Below are 20,243 nucleotides of genomic sequence, written 5' to 3'. Positions count from 1 at the left end.
CTTGTTATTAAAACAATGATGTGGATAATTTTCCAAAAAATATATTTTGGTTAAACTGTTAATAACCTTTTGAATAGACTGGATGATATTGTGAAAATCGGTCTTGCGCTTTTCTAAATTTTTTTGATATGATATTCTATTTTTTTGGGAAATAAAAAAATTTATATATAGTTTTTATAGATGATATAGAGATGAAAAGAGGTGAAGCTGCTTGGAACTTGATACTATAGCAGCTATTTCTACACCAATGGGTGAAGGAGCCATTGCAATTGTCAGGCTGAGCGGAAGCCAGTCATTTGAAATTGCTGACTTATTATTTAAAGGTGTAGGGGGCAAGCGTATTAAGGATGTCCCGTCCCATACCATTCATTACGGCAATATTATTGATCCAAAGACAGAGCAAATTGCCGAAGAAGTAATGGTGTCGGTTATGAAGGGTCCGAAAACCTTTACGAAAGAGGATGTTATTGAGATCAATTGTCATGGCGGACTCGTATCTGTCAATCGAGTGCTTCAGCTTTTGTTGACTCATGGAGCAAGATTAGCCGAACCAGGTGAGTTTACGAAAAGGGCATTTTTAAACGGGCGTATCGATTTGTCACAGGCTGAGGCTGTGATGGATTTAATTCGTGCAAAAACGGATCGGGCAATGAATGTAGCGCTTGGACAAATGGAAGGTCGCCTTTCGAAGCTCATTCAGAAGTTGCGACAGGAAATTTTGGAAGTGCTTGCCCATGTTGAGGTAAATATAGATTATCCGGAATATGATGATGTGGAAGAAATGACCCATCATCTTCTCCTTGAAAAGGCTGCATTCGTGAAAAAAGAAGTTGAGCAGCTCCTTAGAACATCTCAGCAAGGGAAAATTTTACGAGAGGGCTTATCGACAGTTATCGTAGGCAGGCCAAATGTAGGTAAATCTTCACTATTGAATAGTCTTGTTCATGAAAATAAAGCCATCGTTACTGATATTCCAGGAACGACAAGAGATGTAATTGAGGAATATGTTAATGTACGCGGTGTTCCGCTTAGATTGGTAGATACAGCGGGTATTAGAGAAACAGAAGACATCGTCGAGCGCATTGGTGTTGAACGATCAAGACAAGTCTTAAAAGAAGCAGATCTCATACTACTTGTCATCAACTATTCAGATGAGCTGACAGAAGAGGATATCAATTTATTTAAGGCTGTTGAAGGAATGGACGTTATCGTAATCGTCAATAAAACGGACTTAGAACAGGTTATTAACATGGATCAGGTTCATGAGCTCTCACAAAATCACAAACTCGTTACCACTTCTTTATTAGAGGATCAAGGAATAGATGAATTAGAAGAAGCCATAGCTTCACTATTTTTTGCCGGGGCAATCGAAACAGGGGATATGACATACGTATCTAATACAAGACATATCGCTTTGTTAAACCAAGCATTAAATGCTATCGATGAAGCCATACAAGGAGTAGAAATGGGTACACCGATCGACATCGTACAAATCGATCTAACCAGAACATGGGAACTGCTCGGTGAAATCACCGGGGACAGCGTCCACGAAAGCCTTATCGACCAACTATTCTCCCAATTCTGCTTAGGGAAATAGAAAAGCGGAGGCGGCCGAAAAGGCGGTTTTTCCTTTTTGGTCGCCTTGGCTAAGGACCTCGAGGGTCTAGGCGCACAAAGAAAAGTGGAGGTAGCTTGCCATCTCCGACAAGCATAAAAACAATCGTTCAAAAGAGAACTTTTATATAGATAATTTTAAGGGAGGTAAGATCATGTCATACGAAGCTGGTAATTATGATGTCATCGTGATTGGAGCAGGCCATGCCGGTGTAGAAGCTGGTCTCGCATCTGCGCGTGTTGGTGCAAGAACATTAATGATCACAATCAATTTAGATATGGTCGCTTTTATGCCCTGTAACCCTTCAGTAGGTGGACCTGCTAAAGGGATTGTAGTGAGGGAAATTGATGCGTTAGGCGGGGAAATGGGGAAAAATATCGATAAGACCCATATTCAAATGCGAATGCTGAACACTGGGAAAGGTCCAGCAGTTCGTGCTTTAAGAGCGCAAGCTGATAAATTTACGTATCAGCATGAAATGAAAAAAACATTGGAAAATGAAGAAAATGTAACGCTGATTCAAGGAATGGTAGAACGTCTATTAGTAGAAGACGGTGTCTGTACGGGTGTCGTTACGCAAACAGGAGCGATCTATCGATCTAAGTCTGTTGTTATAACCACAGGTACTTTCTTACGTGGAGAAATCATTCTGGGAGAACTGAAATATTCAAGCGGTCCAAATAATCAGCAGCCGTCCATTAAGCTTTCTGAGCACTTGGAGGAGCTAGGCTTTGATTTGGTAAGGTTTAAAACCGGTACTCCGCCGCGCGTTAATAGTCATACGATTGATTATAGCAAGACTGAAATCCAACCAGGGGATGATACACCTCGTGCATTCTCCTATGAAACAACGAAGTATATTACGGATCAGCTTCCATGCTGGTTAACTTATACGAACGAAAGAACGCATACGATCATTGATAATAATTTGCATCGTTCACCAATGTATTCAGGGATGATCAAAGGGACGGGACCGCGTTATTGCCCATCTATTGAAGATAAAGTTGTACGCTTCAATGATAAGCCGCGTCATCAAATCTTCTTAGAGCCGGAAGGAAGAAACACACAAGAAGTGTATGTCCAAGGTTTATCAACAAGCTTACCTGAAGATGTTCAGCAAGAAATACTAAGAACCATTCCTGGTTTAGAAAATGTGCAAATGATGCGTCCAGGCTATGCAATTGAGTATGATGCGATTGTTCCTACACAGTTATGGCCGACACTAGAAACGAAAAAGGTGAAGAACCTTTATACGGCAGGTCAAATTAACGGAACTTCAGGTTATGAAGAAGCAGCGGGCCAAGGCTTAATGGCTGGTATGAATGCAGGCTTAAATGCAATTGACAAAGAGGAAGTTATCTTAAGTCGATCTGATGGTTATATCGGTGTGTTAATTGATGACTTGGTGACAAAAGGAACAAATGAACCATACCGCCTGCTTACATCAAGAGCAGAGTATCGTTTACTTCTACGACATGATAATGCAGATTTAAGATTGACCGAACTAGGGTATAAAGTAGGTATGATTAGTGAAGACCGTTACGAAAGATTCTTATTGAAAAAGCAAGCCATCGAAGACGAGAAAGCAAGACTGCAGCAGCTTATTTTAAAACCAAATGCAGAAGTACAGACGCTAATCCAATCAATGGGCGGCAGTGAGCTTAAGGATGGCATTCGTGCAGCAGACCTTTTGAAACGTCCAGAGATGAATTATAATCATATTGCTCAACTTGCTCCAGCTGAAACAGATCTTGATGCTGATGTAACAGAACAAGTGGAAATTCAAGTAAAATATGAAGGTTATATAGAAAAATCATTGCAGCAGGTGGATCGCTTACGAAAGATGGAAAATAAAAAGATTCCGGATAATATAGACTATGGTGATATTAACGGACTGGCTACTGAAGCAAGACAAAAATTAAAAGATGTAAGACCGTTATCACTTGCACAGGCTTCACGGATATCGGGTGTGAACCCAGCTGATATTTCCATCCTGCTCGTGTATTTAGAACAGGGCAGAATTGCCAAGGTAGCGAATGAATAACAAGATCGTTTTCTATATAAGAAAGGATTTGAGGAATGGATACTGAACAATTTGTCCAATTGCTTGCGGCGAAGGGGATTTCCCTTTCGCCTGAGCAAATCCAACAATATGAAATATATTATTCCACTCTTGTCGAATGGAATGAAAAAATGAATTTAACTGCTATTACCGAAAAAAAAGAAGTATATTTGAAGCATTTCTATGATTCTCTCTCAGCAGCGTTTTATTTTGATTTCTCAAAACCTTTAACGGTTTGTGATGTTGGCGCAGGTGCTGGTTTTCCTAGTATCCCGCTAAAAATTGCTTTTCCAGAACTACATATTACCATCGTTGATTCTTTAAATAAGCGAATTGGCTTTTTAACTCATCTTGCGGAAGTACTCGGATTAAATAATGTTCAATTTATTCATGACCGTGCAGAAACCTTCGGACAAAATAAAATGTATCGAGAAGCTTTTGATGTTGTAACGGCAAGAGCGGTTGCAAGATTATCTGTGTTAAGTGAGCTTTGTCTGCCGCTTGCTAAGGTTGGCGGTACGTTTGTCGCAATGAAGGGCGCAAGTGCAAAGGACGAGTTGCATGCAGGGCAAAAGGCTGTTTCTGTTTTAGGAGGAAGGCTTAATGAATCCCATACCTTTACATTGCCTCAAGAAGAAAGTGAACGGAATATTTTAATTATTGAAAAGGAAAAAACGACCCCTAAAAAATATCCAAGAAAGCCTGGTACTCCAAATAAATCACCAATTGAGTAAAATCAATTGAATGAGTATGAGGATCCTTTCATTGGTTAGATTCTTATTAATATGTTGACAACGGTACGCAGGATTTGTCATTTTTATAGAGAATAAGTAAAAGGGAGTTTCGTAAAGGTGGTGCAGTGTGATGAAAAATTCTTTCTCACGTTTTTTTGGCCTAGGCGAAAAGGAAGAACAAGGTGAAGAAATAGAACAGTCAGAAGAACAACTAGATACAGAAGTGGAAGAAGAATTGGCAGTGAATGAGGAAATTAAGAAAATCCCAATTGATCATATTGTTCCGAATCGCTTTCAGCCTCGGACAATATTTGATGATGAAAAAATAGAAGAGCTTTCACGGACAATCCATATGCATGGAATTATCCAGCCGATTGTCGTGAGGGAATTTACAGACGGTCAGTTCGAAATCATTGCCGGTGAGCGTCGTTGGCGTGCAATGAACAAACTAGGCTGGGACGAGGTTCCAGCGATTGTGAAAAATATGAGCGATACTGAAACAGCCTCCATCGCTTTAATTGAAAACTTACAGCGAGAGGAATTGTCACCAATTGAAGAAGCCGTAGCTTACGGGAAGCTTCTAGAGCTGCACAATCTTACACAGGAAGCATTGGCCCAAAGATTGGGAAAAGGCCAATCCACTGTTGCAAATAAGTTGAGACTTTTAAAGCTGCCACAGGACGTTCAAGATGCTTTATTAAGAAAGGCAATCACAGAACGTCATGCAAGGTCTCTTATACCACTTAAAAATCCTGAGAAGCAAATCGCTCTTCTTCAGGAAATTATAGAAAAGCATCTGAATGTGAAGCAAACTGAGGAACGTGTCGTCAAGTTACTGGAAGATAAAAATGCAAAGCCGAAGCCGAAAAGAAAAGCTTTTAGCAAAGACATGCGCATAGCTGTCAATACGATTCGTCAATCACTTTCCATGGTATCAGATAGCGGAATTAACCTTGATTCCCAAGAGGAAGAATTTGATGAGTTCTATCAGATTACAATTAAGATTCCAAAGAAGAAGAGATAATAAAAGGCTGGCCTGCATAAAAGTTGGCCAGCTTTTTTACTCTGTAAGTCTATGTTTATCCTCTTTTTAATTTTCAATTAGAATAATATCCCTAGCTCCAGCGCCTATCAGATTTCAGGTCTCCTCCGTGCGATAGGTCAACATCGGTTTGCTATCGCTAACCGTGTTTCCTTTTATCTCGGTCAAAGCCCTGCTGCGGTTTGTACGGCGATGAACTAGGCGCTTGCACTTTTCTTGTTAGATTGGAAGATTTTCTTATTTTTCGCAAAATAATTATTCTCTTATCTTTTTCATGATAAAATAGACTACATAATTGCCTGTTTACTAGATGAAAATAGGCTATGACTTTAGCAAATAAAGTAGAATCAAGGGATTTACATACAATCATAGAGACTATGTAACGTAAAGGCAGGTGATTTCGTTGAGCAAAACAATCGCAATTGCGAATCAAAAGGGCGGAGTGGGTAAGACGACAACCTCTGTTAATCTAGGGGCTTGCTTAGCAGCTGTAGGAAAAAAGGTGCTATTAGTAGATATTGATCCACAAGGTAATGCAACAAGCGGGGTTGGCATTGAGAAGGCAGATGTTGACCAATGTATCTATGATGTATTGGTTGATGATGTAGAAGCTTCAAAAGTAATTAAACCTACATCAGTTGAGAACTTGTATGCCATTCCAGCAACCATTCAGCTTGCGGGTGCAGAAATAGAGCTAGTGCCGACGATTTCCAGAGAAATTAGATTAAAACGTGCGCTCGAAGAAGTAAAGGATGATTATGATTATATTATTATTGATTGTCCACCGTCATTAGGTTTATTAACCTTAAATTCTTTGACTGCCTCGGATGCGGTTATGATCCCAGTTCAGTGCGAGTATTATGCGTTGGAAGGACTTAGCCAGCTATTAAATACTGTTCGTCTTGTCCAAAAGCATTTGAACCAAGATTTGAAAATTGAAGGTGTGCTCTTAACAATGCTGGATGCACGAACGAATTTAGGTATTCAAGTCATTGATGAGGTTAAGAAATATTTTCAAGATAAGGTTTATAAAACAATCATTCCTCGAAATGTCCGTTTAAGTGAGGCACCAAGCCACGGAGAACCAATCATAAACTATGATCCGAAATCACGAGGGGCTGAAGTCTATTTAGATTTGGCAAAGGAAGTGGTTAGCAATGGCTAAAGGATTAGGTAAAGGGCTGAATGCATTTTTTACAAATGTGGAAACAGAGAGCGAAGAAGTCATCAGGGAATTGAAACTAAAAGAGATTCGTCCCAATCCTTATCAGCCAAGAAAAATCTTTCGACAGGAAGGCATTGAAGAGCTAAAGCAATCAATATTGGAGCATGGCATTCTCCAGCCGATCATAGTTAGAAAGAGTATTAAAGGCTATGAAATAGTTGTTGGTGAAAGGCGCTATCGTGCAGCTAAGGAAGCAAAACTCGAGAAAATTCCTGTTGTTATCAGAGAGCTTACTGAACAGCAAATGATGGAATTAGCCATCTTGGAGAACTTACAGCGGGAGGACCTGACCCCGATAGAAGAGGGGGCAGCTTACCAGCTTTTAATTGAGAAATTAAAGATTACACAAGAGGAGCTAGCAAAACGTCTTGGGAAAAGCCGACCTCATATTGCAAACCATATGAGGTTGCTTTCACTCCCGGCAAGCATTCAAGATTTAATTTCTGAGAAGAAAATAACAATGGGTCACGGACGAGCATTACTGGGTTTAAGAAAAAAAGACCAGATAAAGCCAGTCGTTGAAAAAACAATAAAAGAATCATTAAATGTGCGACAGCTTGAAAAATTCATTCAGCAGCTCAATCAACATGTTCCACGTGAAACGAAAAAAGCAGCTGATCACAAAGACGTATTCATTAAACAGCGTGAATCCTCTTTGAGAGAAAAATTTGGTACGTCTGTTCATATTAAACAAAGTAAAAACAAAGGGAAAATCGAAATAGAATTCTTTTCTAAAGACGATTTAGAACGGATTATTGACCTATTAGATCAGGACAGTAATTATTCATGACCATCTTTTTAGATGGTTATTTTTTTGAACGAGCATAACTTTCTTCCATTAATCAAAAAAATATTGTAATGATAGACAGAATAAATATCGTCATTCATTGGTCAGGTGAAAAAAATGTTTTTAATAGGTACGCTTGTTAACGGGCTTTGCATTGTCATCGGGACAGTGATTGGAAAGGTTTTAAACCGTATTCCTGAGAATATGAAAGTGACAGTCATGCAAGCTATTGGATTGGCTGTAATGTTTTTAGGATTACAGATGGGCTTAAAGAGCGAGAATTTCCTTATTGTCATCTTAAGTCTTGTATTTGGTGCGGTCATCGGTGAATTTTTACGATTGGATGATAAGCTCAATGCATTAGGTATTTGGCTGGAAGCAAGAATAGGATCGAATGGTCAAGGCAGCATCTCACAAGGATTTGTGACAGCCACACTTATTTTTGTCATTGGCGCGATGGGTATTATAGGTGCATTAGATAGCGGCATACGCGGTGATCATTCTGTCCTTTATACAAAATCCATTATCGATGGCTTTACAGCGTTAATTTTAACGACGACATTAGGAATCGGTGTTGTTTTTTCTGCCGTACCAGTTATCCTCTATCAAGGGTTAATCGCATTATTTGCAACGCAAATAGATCGCGTCGTTCCGCAGGCGTTAATGGATAGCTTCATTATGGAAATGACAGCAACTGGGGGCGTAATGATCTTTGCCATTGGGATCAATTTAATGAATCTTGCTAAAATACGAGTGGCAAATCTTCTTCCGGGAATATTGATTACAGCAGTCATTGTAACGGTTATGTATTTTATTTAATCCTGGGCGGATTAATAAACAAACGCTATACGTTTAGTTCAAGCACTGTTATAGCGTTTGTTCTTTGCTCCAATCGATGGCTGACCAATTGGAATGATTCATTAAGCTCATTTCATGAATACCATTGGCAATTGTTTTTGCCATTTTCATCACTAGGCTGAGTCTGGTATTTTGCAAGACCATAAATTCCATAAAGCCGCTTACATTCACAATGCCGGCAATATGCATATCGCCTACTTCAGGCAAATCTTTATTGACACCAGCACCTGGCTTTACTGGGCCAGCTGCTATTTGAATGACTCCTACACTCTTCACCCGACCTAAACAGGCATCAATGCCAATAATAAAAGGGTTGATATGTAATTGCTTGATGGATTCAAGTTTTTCAATCATGTTAACAGCATGTATTGGATTTTCCAGTGTTCCATATACAAAGAGATTGGGTAATGATTTCTCTTCAAGGAGAGAGCCGACGAGTGGTCCAAGTGAATCACCAGTAGAACGATCTGTCCCTATGCATACAAGGACAATAGGGCGATGACCTATGTCTGTAGGCAGCATTTGTTTTACCTCAATCGCGAGCTTGTTAGAGGCACTTACTTCATCATGCGAGATTCTTGAAGCCGATCTGCTCTTTTTATCGAATATGTTTGGATTGATATTCATCAAGCTCCACTCCTTATTATCATTAGGTCCACGTATATTCTCTATCCCACATTATAAATAAAGACCGAATGTTCAAGTTTTTACGGTAGTAACAGTATACGGAAATTTCTTCTCATCTATACATAATGATCCTGTTAAAATAGCCTCATAAAAATTTCTTTGACCGAAGAATTCATAGGACGTTACAATATTAAAAGGAAATGGTTAAACTAGTAATGTTTCTTGAAGTGATATCAATCTAATATTTTTAAATTACAAGCATTTATGCTGTAAAAATAAAATTGTTTTAGCTTTTACATTGATTGGATGGAGTGATTGCAATGGAGCAAAAGGAATATGAACTGAATGATGTAGTAGAGATGAAAAAGGCTCATCCATGCGGAACGAATCGTTGGAAGATCATCCGAATGGGCGCGGATATTAGAATAAAGTGCGAAGGCTGTGCCCATAGCGTCATGATTCCACGTCGGGAATTTACGAGAAAGATGAAAAAGGTTTTGAAATAAGGCTTTTTTGATCCTGAGTTTTCTTTGCATTTCATTAGTCAGACACTTATGCCTTTTCAGATGGTCTGCCTACAAGATCTAGCGGGACGATGCCCTTGCGCTTTTCTTTTCAACTCTCTATAATTGTGAGAGGCTTGTTTACATGAGAAAAGTTAAATTTTTTAAATAGATATTACACTAGAGGAGTGACTTGGATGGCTTTAACAGCTGGTATTGTTGGATTGCCGAATGTTGGTAAATCGACTTTATTTAATGCAATTACTCAAGCGGGAGCGGAGTCTGCTAACTACCCGTTTTGTACGATAGATCCTAATGTTGGAATTGTTGAAGTGCCTGATGAACGTTTATCTAAATTGACTGAGTTAGTTCAGCCAAAGAAAACGGTTCCGACAGCATTTGAATTTACCGATATCGCAGGGATTGTTAAAGGTGCGAGCAAAGGTGAAGGACTTGGTAATAAATTCCTGTCCCATATTCGTGAAGTTGATGCGATTTGTCAGGTTGTTCGTTGCTTTGCTGATGATAATATTACGCATGTATCGGGGAAAGTAGACCCAATCGATGATATTGAAACCATCAATTTGGAATTAATCTTAGCAGATTTAGAATCAGTTGATAAGCGAATTGCACGTGTGAGTAAGCTTGCAAAGCAAAAAGATAAAGAATCCGTATTTGAACTTGAAATTTTAGAAAAATTAAAAGACGCTTTCGAATCGGATAAACCTGCACGTACGGTTGAGTTTACAGATGAACAGATGAAATTAGCTAAAGGCTTGCATCTGTTGACAATCAAACCAGTTCTTTATGTTGCAAATGTCGGAGAAGATGATGTAGCTGATCCATCTTCAAATGAATATGTTCAACGTGTAAGAGACTTCGCAGCAAAGGATAACGCTGAAGTGATCGTGATTTGTGCCAAGATTGAATCCGAAATTGCAGAGCTCGATGGGGAAGAAAAGGCAATGTTCCTTGAAGAGCTTGGTATTGAGCAATCAGGACTTGATCAATTAATCAAGGCTTCTTATGACTTGCTTGGACTGGCAACTTATTTTACTGCAGGTGTACAGGAAGTAAGAGCTTGGACATTCCGTAAAGGAATGAAAGCACCACAATGTGCGGGCGTTATTCATAGTGACTTTGAAAAAGGGTTCATCCGTGCTGAAACGGTTTCTTATGATGATCTTGTTGCTGCCAGCAATATGAACGCAGCGAAAGAGGCAGGGAAAGTACGACTTGAAGGAAAAGAGTATATTGTTAAAGACGGAGACGTTATGCATTTCCGCTTTAATGTATAAGAAAAGCGGAAGCGCCTTGCTTACCCTCAGGCTTAGATCGTAGAGGGGGGTAGGCGCTGGAGCTAGACATTTTCCTAACTTATAAAATTTATCCTTTCTTATCTTATAAAGAAAAATGATAGGGCAAAGCCGAACATGAATCGGCTTTGCCCTTTTTTAATTCAGCAGACCCTCCGTTTTACAAAACAATAAACTAAATATACTAAATATATGTAAAATTCACTAAAAATTTGTTAGTATGTGATATATATTGTAAAAATACGGAGGTTTTATGAATCATATTAGGTCAATTTTAAAGTATGCGGTTCTGTATGGCTGCATTATCATTGCGCTCATTATGATTGCTTTGATTCCTAGAGAAGGCGCGATTACTGCAATTAAAGATAATAAAGTAGCTGAATATGCGTATGATTTTACAGCTGAATCATATATCCAGGGAATCAGAGGCTTTTTTCAGAATGCAATAGAACAAAAGAGCCTTGGTGATACTAGATTTCCGAGAGTGACGGTTGAAGATGAGTTAAAGCGATATGTGCCTCGAAGTCTGCAAATTATTATTCCCGCCTTTATTTTGTCGATTGTATTAGGTGTATTAAAAGGAGTATTTGACTATCGTCACGGTGAGAAAAAAGGCAACGTCATTGGAAATGGGCTGACATGGCTCTTTCAGTCTATCCCGGATTTCTTCATTATCGTTTGCGTGATTTGGAGTGTGACCTTTCTAGTCCCATCATTAAGGTTATTAAGTCAAGAAACATCATATAGCTTTCTCCTACCTACCTTATTGGTCCTCATCTACCCTCTCGCCTACACAGCACGTATCACGTCTACAGCATTAGCGAATGAGGATGGCCAGTACTATATTCAGGTCGCACGATCCAAAGGCTTTACGAAGAAGCGTGTTGTTTATAAGCATATTTTGCGTGTGGCAATGAAAACGATCTTGACGCATATGACCTCGATTATGATTCATCTCATGACTAGCCTGATGATTGCTGAATACTTGCTAGGATACCAGGGGATGGCTTACCGTCTTTTCTCTGCATTAGGGTATCATTACTCTTTTGAAAAAGGTGTGGAGCTTATGAATCCAGAACCTGAACTTGTTATTGGCATCGGCCTCATCTTTATCTGCCTGATGATGTTAGCCCAGATTGCAGGAGCAGCCATAAAAAAGGGCTTAAGGGTTCTATAGGGGGAGTATGCGCGTATGAATAAATATTTATTGAATGGTTTGTTTATGGTTCTCATATTATTAATCATCACATTTGCAGGTCCATATTTGCCCTTTATAGATCATGAATTAAATGGAGAGAGAATTGTATTTCCTGAGGGCGGCGGCATAGGAGTGGCACCATTTCCCCCTTCAGAGGATTTCTTATTAGGCTCTGATCGCGAAGGAAGGGATATGCTTAGCCTTATTATTATGGGAGCCAAAGATACATTTAAGCTCGTTATTCTTATCGTATTAATCAGATATGCTGTTGCTGTTCCGTTAGGATTACTTGGGACTAGCAATAAGGGGTTTTTCCCTTGGCTATTACGATGGTGGAACCAATTGTTTTCAGGATTTCCGGTGATCATTTCTGCAGCGCTGATACTTTGCTTGCCACCGCTCTTATATCATGAACATCGCCTTGTTCTTGTAATATTAATTCTTGCCTTAATTGAAGTGGGAAGAGTGGGATTATTAGTTCAGAAGCAATCCCACCAAATTTCCCAAAAAAGCTTTGTGGAGGCTGGGATTACAATAGGAGTTAAGCCTGGAAAGATGATTGCTCATTACTACCTACCCAATTTACTTCCAGACGTAATTGTGAATTTCTTTAGTGATGCTGCACGCGTAATTATGCTAATTGGACAGCTGGCTATTTTAAATATTTTTATTTCTTTTGATGTTTTTTTTGCTCCCGGACTGGGCTTCATGTTTGAAAATACAAGCTTGGACTGGGCTTCCCTTATTAAAGATGCAAGGAAGGATGCATATTTAGCTTTTTGGATTCCTTTCTTTCCAATGCTGGCAATTGTGATTGGCGCATTTACATTCAATCTTTTAGGAGAAGGATTGCGTAAACACTTCAACCGTCATTTACCCTCATAAAATGAAGTATCAACTCTCATTGCAAATGGGCTGGGAATATGGTATACTTTCAACTTGTGAGTAATGAATACTTGCTTCTTGCCCGAATGTTGGGCCGTTTAGACCAAAAGGAGGTGAAAGTGATGAAAAAGTACGAAGTTATGTACATCATCCGTCCAAATATTGAAGATGAGGCTAAAAAAGCTTTAATCGAGCGTTTTGACTCAATCTTAACTGATAATGGTGCGGAATTAACAGAATCAAAAGAGTGGGGTAAGCGTCGTCTTGCTTATGAAATCAATGATTTCCGTGACGGTTACTACCAATTAGTACACGTTAATGCTGAAGCTAAAGCAGTTGATGAGTTCACTCGTCTTGCGAAAATCAGCGAAGATATCATCCGTTACATCGTTGTTAAAGATGAGAAATAATATATAAGCAGTAAATTATCGAAAGGAGTTGATTCTGATGATGAATCGTGTTGTTCTTGTTGGACGTTTGACAAAGGATCCTGATTTGCGTTATACGCCAAATGGAGTTGCGGTTGCTTCATTTACCCTTGCAGTGAATCGTGGTTTTACGAATCAGCAAGGTGAAAGAGAAGCTGACTTTATTAATTGTGTAGTTTGGAGAAAGCCAGCTGAAAACGTGGCGAACTTCTTGAAAAAAGGAAGTCTTGCTGGTGTTGATGGCCGATTGCAAACACGTAATTATGAGGGACAAGATGGGAAACGTGTATATGTGACTGAAGTTCAGGCAGAAAGCGTGCAATTCCTTGAACCGAAAAATGCCAATCCTGGCGGCGGCAGAAGTAATGATTCGAATTACGGTGCCCCTAGGGAGCAGGATTTCTCATATGGCGGCAATAACAATAATCAGAATCAGAATCAACGACAGTCTGATAATCGTAATCAAGGATATACTCGTGTGGATCAAGATCCATTCGCAAATGACGGTCAAATCGACATTTCCGATGATGATCTTCCGTTCTAACACTAGATAACCTTGATAAAAAAACTTATAAGGAGGGGAATGAACATGGCTGGAGGACGCAGAGGTGGACGTGCGAAACGTCGTAAAGTTTGTTATTTCACTGCAAACGGGATCACTCACATCGACTATAAAGATGTAGATCTTCTTAAAAAATTCATTTCTGAACGCGGTAAAATTTTACCTCGTCGTGTAACTGGTACAAACGCTAAATACCAACGTAAATTAACGATTGCTATTAAGCGTTCACGCCAAATGGCTTTACTACCATTCGTTTCAGGCGAATAATAATAAGGAAAGAACATCCTTTAGAGGGTGTTCTTTTTTTATGTCATTAAATAGGTAATATTACCTATTTTTAGGTGGAAAATAATTCGTTTTACCCTGATTATCCACTTTTATATATGTTACTATTAGCTCATGGATAAATTGGAAATAGGAGAAATTATTATGTTTAAATCTATTAAAAGCAAATTGATATTATTATTTGTCACTTTATTAATGGTGACATTAACGGTTGTAGGGTTATTGGTTAACTCTCAAGTTGAAAAACAGATTTATGATGGAGTAACCAGTCAATCTAAAGGATTGGCTGCAGAAATGCGCAATTCTATTCAACTGTACACTGAACGTTATTCGACAGATATCCAACAAATGTCTTTATCGAAACAAGTAAAAGATTATCTCCATGATGTGATAGATAGTAAAGAGGGAAACGAAAGCATTAAAGATCTTGAAAGTGAATTTACAAACTATATCGGAATTAATGAAAATATATCGTCTATTTATGCGGCTAGTGTAAATAAACAATTAAAAATCATTCCAGATGCGGATTTGCCAGCCGATTTTGATCCTACATCAAGAGATTGGTATATTGATGCTGCAGCCAACCCGGATGAAGTCATATGGACAGAGCCTTATGAAGATCCTGCGACAAAAGAATATATTGTAACAGCGTCCTATGCAGTCAAAGAGGGTTCAGAAATCATTGGAGTACTGGGATTAGATATTCAATTAGCAGAACTGACTGCAATGATTGGCAATGTGGATACAGGCTATGACGGATACCCTTTTATTTTTTCCAAAGAAGGGGTTGCGATTGTTCATCCAGAATATCGGAATGAAAATTTAATGGAATATCCATTTATTCAAGCAATGTATGATAGTGAACAAGATTCTGGAGTCAGCGAATACGAGTTTGAAGGTGATGAAAAACTGCTAGTGTATGAGACTGTGCGAGGAACGTCCTGGAAAGTGGGTATGGCCTATTCAAATGCCAAGTTGCTGGAAAGTGCAGTCAAGATGCAATTTGTGATAACGGTTATATCATTAATCGCATTATTTATCTCAGCAACGCTTGTTTATTTCATTGCAAATCAATTAACTAAGCCGCTTATCACCCTTAAGCAAGGAGTGAATCAATTTGCTGAAGGGAATTTAAATGTCCATACAAATTTCACCTCAAAAGATGAAATAGGAGAGTTAGGCCGTCACTTTAATTTAATGGTTGATCAAATGAAATCGGTATTAACGACGGTCAATGATTCAGTGAAGAATATGAAGGAGTCAGCTGAAAGCTTGAGTGCGGTTTCTGAAGAGACAAATGCATCAAGCGAAGAGATGGCAGCTGCTGTCAATGAGATTGCGACCGGTGCTACTAAGTCTGCAGAAGAAGCAGAATCCTCCAATCTCTTATCGGTTCAATTAAGTAATAGAATTAATGATATAAGCAAGCAGACAACCTCGATGACTCATCTAGCAGTGAGAGCGGATGATATTAACCATGCGGGTATAGAGCAGGTTGCGCATCTAAAAGATTCTTTTGATACTTCTAAGGGATTCATGAAATCAACTGAAGAAGTCATCAATAATTTGGAAGATAAAGTGAAGAAGATTGAAAAGGTCATGACGACCATTACAGATATCAGCACACAAACGAATTTACTTGCTTTAAATGCAAGTATAGAAGCTGCAAGAGCGGGTGAACATGGAAAGGGCTTTGCGGTTGTTGCTGAAGAGGTTAGGAAGCTTGCAGAGCAATCTGTTATGGCAACAGATGAGGTAAAATCAACTATTACAGATATTCAGGAAGGTGCTTCTTCAGCTGTTGACTCAATGGAAAAAACAAAGAAAAATTTTGAGCAGCAAACGGCTGTTGTTAACCATACAGAAGTGACATTCAACTCAATTTCAGAGCTGGTTGAACAAATGAAGGAGTCCATCCTTTATATTAATGGTGAAGTAGATAAAATAGCGAAGGATAAGGAAGAGGTTATTCAGAGCATTCAAAGCATGGCAGTGATGTCTGAGCAAGCAGCAGCGTCCTGTGAAGAGGTAAGTGCCTCCACAGATGAACAGGTTCATGCGATTCAGTCCGTAGCCGGATCAGCTGAGCACCTCACTGATTTAAGCAATGAATTAACACAAGTAGTAAATAAATTTAAGTTTTAGCAGAAGGGCGTCCTAAAGATGATGAACAATCATTTTAGGATCGCTCTTTTTTTTCTAAAGGGATTATATCAATCTCTCTTGAAAAGGGTCACTTTACACTTGATTTAGCTGAGAGGACCTTTTAAGACGAAGCAATCCAAAAGGAAAGAGCGCCTTTTAGATTGCTTCGTCTTAAGCTTGTCGGAGCTGGGCAAGCCCCTTTCGCATCCTAGGCAGTCGAGCTGCAGGGGCTAGCTCCTCGAGGTCTTAAGTCAAAGCAATCCAAAAGGAAAGAGCGCCTTTTAGATTGCTTCGTCTTAAGCTTGTCGGAGCTGGGCAAGCCCCTTTCGCATCCTTTGGTTGAATGGAATGGATTATGTGGATACAATAGGGGGAGTGGGCTTGTCCCAATTTGTGAGGTGAATAGATTGAAAAACGTACATAAGCTTACTGAAGGTGCTGTTTTATTAGCGGTTTTTGCTGTATTATTAATGATTTCATTTTATGTTCCGGTTCTTGGTTTGGTCAGTACACTTGTATTGCCGATTCCATTTATTCTTTTTGCTGCGAAGAATAAAAGAGGGGATGCAGCTGTGTTTCTTGTGGCGGCCGTGCTCCTTTCCTTAATTGTAGGCACGATTTTATCCATACCGCTTACACTTGCTTTTGGATTAACTGGTGTGGTTATTGGAGATTTTATAAGAGAGAAAAAGGAAAACTCTGCAATTTTTATAGCGGGAAGCCTTGCTTTTTTAGCTATACTGCTATTGACTTACGCTGCGATGAATGTACTATTTAGTATTAACTTCATCGATGAAATGACGAAGCTGATGCTGGAATCGATGAATATGTCTCGTTCTATTGTAGAATCGATGGGGCAGAATGCGGCTGATATCGAAAAGGCTTTTGGCCAAATGGAAGCAGCGATGAAAACGATAGAATCTTTAATTCCAAGCGTTCTTGTCCTGTCTTCTCTTTCGATTGTTTTTATCATTCAGCTGATTGCCTTCCCGATTGTTAAAAGGTTTGGCGTGAAAGTGAATGCCTGGAAACCATTTGCTGACTTGTCTTTCCCAAAGAGTATTTTATGGTATTATTTGATTACCATGTTTGCCGTTTTAATTATGCAGCCTGAAGCGGGCACTTTTTGGTATATGGCTTTATCAAATTTAACATTCATCCTGCAGCTATTAATGATTTTACAGGGGCTATCTTTTGTATTCTTTTACAGCAGGCTAAAGGGCTGGCCAAAGGCTGCTCCAATTTTTATCCTTATTTTTACATTTTTAATCCCGATTCTCCTTTATATTGTGAGGATATTAGGTATAATTGATATAGGATTTGATTTAAGGAAACGATTAGATAAAAGGGATGCATAACACTACTGTTTAGGAGTTGAAAACATGCCCTCGTATTTAGAAAAGCGGTCCATCCGTTATGCGCTCTTTGGATTAATTGGCGTAGCGGTGGTGCTTCTCGGTATTTTAGCGTATTACAATTGGGTATTGAGTCTTATAGGTCTTCTCCTTTTCGGCCTTCCTTTTTACTTATTATTCAAACTGGATTTTGAACAAAGGAAAGAGACAGAGGAGTATATATCCACATTATCCTATCGGGTAAAAAAAGTTGGCGAAGAAGCACTGATGGAAATGCCGATAGGGATCATGCTTATTAATGATGAATACTACATTGAATGGACGAATCCATTCATGGCTTCATGCTTTGATGAGGATACATTAGTTGGACGATCTCTTTATGATGTAGGTGATTCACTTATTCCGATTATAAAGCGGGAGGTTGAAACTGAAACGATCACCCTCAATGATCGGAAGTTTCGCGTCGTTCATAAACCGGAGGAGCGGCTTCTCTACTTCTTCGATGTAACAGAACAGATAGAGATTGAAAAGCTATATGAAGATGAAAGAACAGTGATAGCTACCATCTTTTTAGATAACTATGATGATTTAACACAAGGGATGGATGATCAAACGAGAAGCAGCTTGAATAACCTTGTGACCTCCCTGTTGAATAAGTGGGCGATGGACAATGGTGTGTTCTTGAAAAGGGTATCTTCTGAGAGATTTATTGCGGTTTTTAACGAGCATATTCTATCTAAGTTTGAAAAAAGCAAATTCACAATTCTCGACTTTGTAAGGGAGACGACCTCTAAACAAAATGTCCCTCTTACATTAAGCATCGGAGTAGGTTCTGGTGTCTCTTCCCTTCCAGAGCTTGGTACACTTGCACAATCAAGTCTGGATCTCGCATTAGGAAGAGGTGGAGATCAGGTAGCTATTAAACAGCCGAATGGGAAAGTGAAATTCTTTGGGGGGAAAACGAACCCTGTAGAAAAACGAACAAGGGTCCGTGCCCGCGTCATTTCCCATGCGCTGAAAGAGCTCGTATCTGAAAGTGACAAAGTGATTGTAATGGGGCACAAGCGTCCTGATATGGATGCGATCGGTGCGTCAATCGGTATTCAGAAAGTTGCTGAAATGAACCATCGTGATGGCTATATTGTCATCAATAAGGATGAGCTTGATAATAGCGTAATGAGACTCATGAGAGAAATAGAAAAAAATGAGACTCTTTATTCGCGGTTTATCAGTCCCGAACAAGCTTTAGAAATGGCGACTGATGACACATTACTTGTTATTGTGGATACGCATAAGCCTTCTATGGTGATTGAAGACAGGTTGCTTGCTAAAATAGAGGATGTAGTCGTCATTGACCATCATCGCCGAGGTGAGGATTTTATTCATAATCCTTTGCTCGTTTATATGGAGCCTTATGCATCATCCACTGCAGAGCTTGTAACAGAGCTGCTAGAGTATCAGCCGAAAAATCGTAAAATTGATATGCTTGAGGCAACTGCGCTTTTAGCAGGTATCATTGTAGATACGAAGAGCTTTACATTGCGAACAGGTGCAAGAACCTTTGATGCTGCGTCCTATTTACGCGGGCAAGGCGCAGATACCGTACTTGTACAAAGGTTTTTAAAAGAGGACGTCAAGACGTATATTAAGCGTTCTAAAATTATTGAAACGGTCTCATTTTATCGAGAGGGCCTCGCGATTGCAAGAGGTGATGAGGAAGAGGTTTATGACCAAGTCCTCATTGCCCAGGCAGCAGATACGCTATTGGCGATGGATGGTGTAACCGCCTCGTTTGTTATTTCTTATCGTGCGGATCAAATGATTGGTGTCAGTGCACGATCATTAGGAGATATAAACGTCCAGGTGATTATGGAAACACTGGAAGGCGGCGGCCATTTAACCAATGCAGCTACCCAGCTTCAAAATCTCTCCGTTGCTGATGTCGAAGAGAAACTAAAAGAAGCAATAGATGAGTACTTAGAAGGGAGAAAGCAAGAATGAAAGTGATATTCTTAAAAGATGTAAAAGGCAAAGGTAAAAAAGGTGAAGTGAAAAATGTAGCAGATGGCTATGCGCAAAACTTCTTACTGAAACAAGGTCTAGCCGTAGAAGCAAATACATCAAATGTAAGTTCATTAAAAGCCCAAAAGAATAAAGAAGAGAAAATCGCTGCAGAAGAGCTAGAAGATGCGAAAAAGCTGAAGGAAACCATTGAGAAAATCACAGTGGAATTTGCTACCAAAGCGGGTGAAGGCGGGCGGTTATTTGGTTCCATCACAAGCAAACAAATTGCAGAAGAACTAAAAAAGAAACATGAGATTAAAATTGATAAGCGCAAAATTGAGTTAGAAGATGCGATACGTACTTTAGGCTATACAAAAGTACAAGTGAAATTGCATACTGAAGTATCTGCGACATTAAACGTTCATGTAAAAGAAGCAAACTAATATTGGAAATTTAAATGGGCTATAATCATGTTAAAATAGTATAATGAAGAAAAATGTGATCGGTGAAAGCTGATCACATTTTTCTAATGAAAGATAATAAAAAGTTTATTTTAAAGATAGTATAGATTTTTCAATTAGAATCATGTTTAGCTCCAGCGCCTACCCCCTC

19 protein-coding genes are annotated in these 20,243 nt (G+C 39.2%); 18 read left to right on the top strand and 1 reads right to left on the bottom strand.

Translation table 11 applies throughout. From position 1 onward, the window contains the following. The first annotated feature begins 211 nt into the window (after nt 1-211). The 7 genes from mnmE to J2S17_RS18625 all read left to right on the top strand — a co-directional run bounded on the left by mnmE (nt 212) and on the right by J2S17_RS18625 (nt 8,284). A complete protein-coding gene (gene mnmE, locus J2S17_RS18655; RefSeq protein ID WP_307477280.1) occupies nt 212-1,597 on the top strand; it encodes a tRNA uridine-5-carboxymethylaminomethyl(34) synthesis GTPase MnmE in 1,386 nt (461 codons plus the stop codon). A 172-nt stretch (nt 1,598-1,769) separates the two neighbouring features. Then, nucleotides 1,770-3,659, top strand: coding sequence for a tRNA uridine-5-carboxymethylaminomethyl(34) synthesis enzyme MnmG (mnmG, locus tag J2S17_RS18650; RefSeq protein WP_307477279.1), 1,890 nt, complete (start codon nt 1,770-1,772; stop codon nt 3,657-3,659). Between the two features lie 35 nt (nt 3,660-3,694). Then, nucleotides 3,695-4,411: a 16S rRNA (guanine(527)-N(7))-methyltransferase RsmG gene (rsmG, locus tag J2S17_RS18645; protein ID WP_307477278.1), complete on the top strand. Its 717-nt coding sequence runs from the start codon at nt 3,695-3,697 to the stop codon at nt 4,409-4,411. Nucleotides 4,412-4,541: 130 nt separating this feature from the next. Next, nucleotides 4,542-5,435, top strand: a complete 894-nt coding sequence (gene noc / locus J2S17_RS18640) for a nucleoid occlusion protein (RefSeq protein WP_307477277.1) — start codon at nt 4,542-4,544, stop codon at nt 5,433-5,435. Between the two features lie 421 nt (nt 5,436-5,856). Next, on the top strand, nt 5,857-6,618 hold the full coding sequence (locus tag J2S17_RS18635; protein WP_307477276.1) for a ParA family protein: 762 nt from the start codon (nt 5,857-5,859) through the stop codon (nt 6,616-6,618). Then, the gene (locus J2S17_RS18630; RefSeq protein WP_307477275.1) at nt 6,611-7,468 is read left to right on the top strand and encodes a ParB/RepB/Spo0J family partition protein; all 858 of its coding nucleotides are present in this window, start codon (nt 6,611-6,613) and stop codon (nt 7,466-7,468) included. The genes J2S17_RS18635 and J2S17_RS18630 overlap by 8 nt, the downstream gene beginning before the upstream one ends. Before the next feature lie 114 nt (nt 7,469-7,582). Then, entirely contained in the window at nt 7,583-8,284 is a 702-nt protein-coding gene (locus J2S17_RS18625; RefSeq protein ID WP_307477274.1) for a DUF554 domain-containing protein, read from the top strand. A gap of 48 nt (nt 8,285-8,332) precedes the next feature. Here J2S17_RS18625 and yyaC read toward each other — a convergent pair whose 3' ends face one another. Further along, nucleotides 8,333-8,950, bottom strand: coding sequence for a spore protease YyaC (yyaC, locus tag J2S17_RS18620; RefSeq protein ID WP_307477273.1), 618 nt, complete (start codon nt 8,948-8,950; stop codon nt 8,333-8,335). Nucleotides 8,951-9,270: 320 nt separating this feature from the next. Between yyaC and J2S17_RS18615 the strand changes: the two genes are divergently transcribed. The 11 genes from J2S17_RS18615 to rplI all read left to right on the top strand — a co-directional run bounded on the left by J2S17_RS18615 (nt 9,271) and on the right by rplI (nt 20,074). Further along, the gene (locus tag J2S17_RS18615; RefSeq protein WP_307477272.1) at nt 9,271-9,456 is read left to right on the top strand and encodes a DUF951 domain-containing protein; all 186 of its coding nucleotides are present in this window, start codon (nt 9,271-9,273) and stop codon (nt 9,454-9,456) included. 194 nt (nt 9,457-9,650) lie between these two features. Next, the gene (gene ychF, locus J2S17_RS18610) at nt 9,651-10,751 is read left to right on the top strand and encodes a redox-regulated ATPase YchF (RefSeq protein WP_307477271.1); all 1,101 of its coding nucleotides are present in this window, start codon (nt 9,651-9,653) and stop codon (nt 10,749-10,751) included. Between the two features lie 271 nt (nt 10,752-11,022). After that, entirely contained in the window at nt 11,023-11,946 is a 924-nt protein-coding gene (locus J2S17_RS18605; protein ID WP_307477270.1) for an ABC transporter permease subunit, read from the top strand. 15 nt (nt 11,947-11,961) lie between these two features. Beyond that, a complete protein-coding gene (locus J2S17_RS18600; RefSeq protein ID WP_307477269.1) occupies nt 11,962-12,852 on the top strand; it encodes an ABC transporter permease in 891 nt (296 codons plus the stop codon). Nucleotides 12,853-12,974: 122 nt separating this feature from the next. After that, nucleotides 12,975-13,262 (top strand): 30S ribosomal protein S6, encoded by a 288-nt coding sequence (gene rpsF / locus J2S17_RS18595; RefSeq protein ID WP_307477268.1) that lies wholly within the window; start codon nt 12,975-12,977, stop codon nt 13,260-13,262. A 37-nt stretch (nt 13,263-13,299) separates the two neighbouring features. Further along, a complete protein-coding gene (ssb, locus tag J2S17_RS18590) occupies nt 13,300-13,824 on the top strand; it encodes a single-stranded DNA-binding protein (RefSeq protein WP_307477267.1) in 525 nt (174 codons plus the stop codon). A gap of 45 nt (nt 13,825-13,869) precedes the next feature. After that, nucleotides 13,870-14,109 carry a 30S ribosomal protein S18 gene (gene rpsR / locus J2S17_RS18585; protein ID WP_095371345.1) on the top strand — a complete coding sequence of 80 codons (240 nt, stop codon included), beginning with the start codon at nt 13,870-13,872 and terminating at the stop codon, nt 14,107-14,109. A gap of 162 nt (nt 14,110-14,271) precedes the next feature. Next, nucleotides 14,272-16,272, top strand: a complete 2,001-nt coding sequence (locus J2S17_RS18580; protein ID WP_307477266.1) for a methyl-accepting chemotaxis protein — start codon at nt 14,272-14,274, stop codon at nt 16,270-16,272. Between the two features lie 407 nt (nt 16,273-16,679). Continuing rightward, complete coding sequence (locus tag J2S17_RS18575) at nt 16,680-17,630, top strand: YybS family protein (protein ID WP_307477265.1); 951 nt, start codon at nt 16,680-16,682, stop codon at nt 17,628-17,630. A gap of 24 nt (nt 17,631-17,654) precedes the next feature. After that, nucleotides 17,655-19,628 (top strand): DHH family phosphoesterase, encoded by a 1,974-nt coding sequence (locus J2S17_RS18570; RefSeq protein WP_307477264.1) that lies wholly within the window; start codon nt 17,655-17,657, stop codon nt 19,626-19,628. After that, complete coding sequence (gene rplI, locus J2S17_RS18565) at nt 19,625-20,074, top strand: 50S ribosomal protein L9 (protein ID WP_307477263.1); 450 nt, start codon at nt 19,625-19,627, stop codon at nt 20,072-20,074. Before J2S17_RS18570 ends, rplI begins: the two co-directional genes overlap by 4 nt. Nucleotides 20,075-20,243: the final 169 nt, after the last annotated feature.

The sequence above is a fragment of the Cytobacillus purgationiresistens genome (assembly GCF_030813235.1).
In the GTDB taxonomy this organism is placed as follows: Bacteria; Bacillota; Bacilli; order Bacillales; family Cytobacillaceae; genus Cytobacillus; species Cytobacillus purgationiresistens.
Note: the sequence above shows the minus strand (reverse complement) of the source record. Positions and strands in the feature narration are given on the sequence as shown.

Coding starts and splice junctions, on each gene's coding strand:
- mnmG (WP_307477279.1), top strand. CDS start 1,770: ATGTCATACGAAGCTGGTAATTATGATGTCATCGTGATTGGAGCAGGC.
- rsmG (WP_307477278.1), top strand. CDS start 3,695: ATGGATACTGAACAATTTGTCCAATTGCTTGCGGCGAAGGGGATTTCC.
- noc (WP_307477277.1), top strand. CDS start 4,542: ATGAAAAATTCTTTCTCACGTTTTTTTGGCCTAGGCGAAAAGGAAGAA.
- J2S17_RS18630 (WP_307477275.1), top strand. CDS start 6,611: ATGGCTAAAGGATTAGGTAAAGGGCTGAATGCATTTTTTACAAATGTG.
- J2S17_RS18625 (WP_307477274.1), top strand. CDS start 7,583: ATGTTTTTAATAGGTACGCTTGTTAACGGGCTTTGCATTGTCATCGGG.
- yyaC (WP_307477273.1), bottom strand. CDS start 8,950: ATGAATATCAATCCAAACATATTCGATAAAAAGAGCAGATCGGCTTCA.
- J2S17_RS18615 (WP_307477272.1), top strand. CDS start 9,271: ATGGAGCAAAAGGAATATGAACTGAATGATGTAGTAGAGATGAAAAAG.
- ychF (WP_307477271.1), top strand. CDS start 9,651: ATGGCTTTAACAGCTGGTATTGTTGGATTGCCGAATGTTGGTAAATCG.
- J2S17_RS18605 (WP_307477270.1), top strand. CDS start 11,023: ATGAATCATATTAGGTCAATTTTAAAGTATGCGGTTCTGTATGGCTGC.
- J2S17_RS18600 (WP_307477269.1), top strand. CDS start 11,962: ATGAATAAATATTTATTGAATGGTTTGTTTATGGTTCTCATATTATTA.
- rpsF (WP_307477268.1), top strand. CDS start 12,975: ATGAAAAAGTACGAAGTTATGTACATCATCCGTCCAAATATTGAAGAT.
- ssb (WP_307477267.1), top strand. CDS start 13,300: ATGATGAATCGTGTTGTTCTTGTTGGACGTTTGACAAAGGATCCTGAT.
- rpsR (WP_095371345.1), top strand. CDS start 13,870: ATGGCTGGAGGACGCAGAGGTGGACGTGCGAAACGTCGTAAAGTTTGT.
- J2S17_RS18580 (WP_307477266.1), top strand. CDS start 14,272: ATGTTTAAATCTATTAAAAGCAAATTGATATTATTATTTGTCACTTTA.
- J2S17_RS18570 (WP_307477264.1), top strand. CDS start 17,655: ATGCCCTCGTATTTAGAAAAGCGGTCCATCCGTTATGCGCTCTTTGGA.
- rplI (WP_307477263.1), top strand. CDS start 19,625: ATGAAAGTGATATTCTTAAAAGATGTAAAAGGCAAAGGTAAAAAAGGT.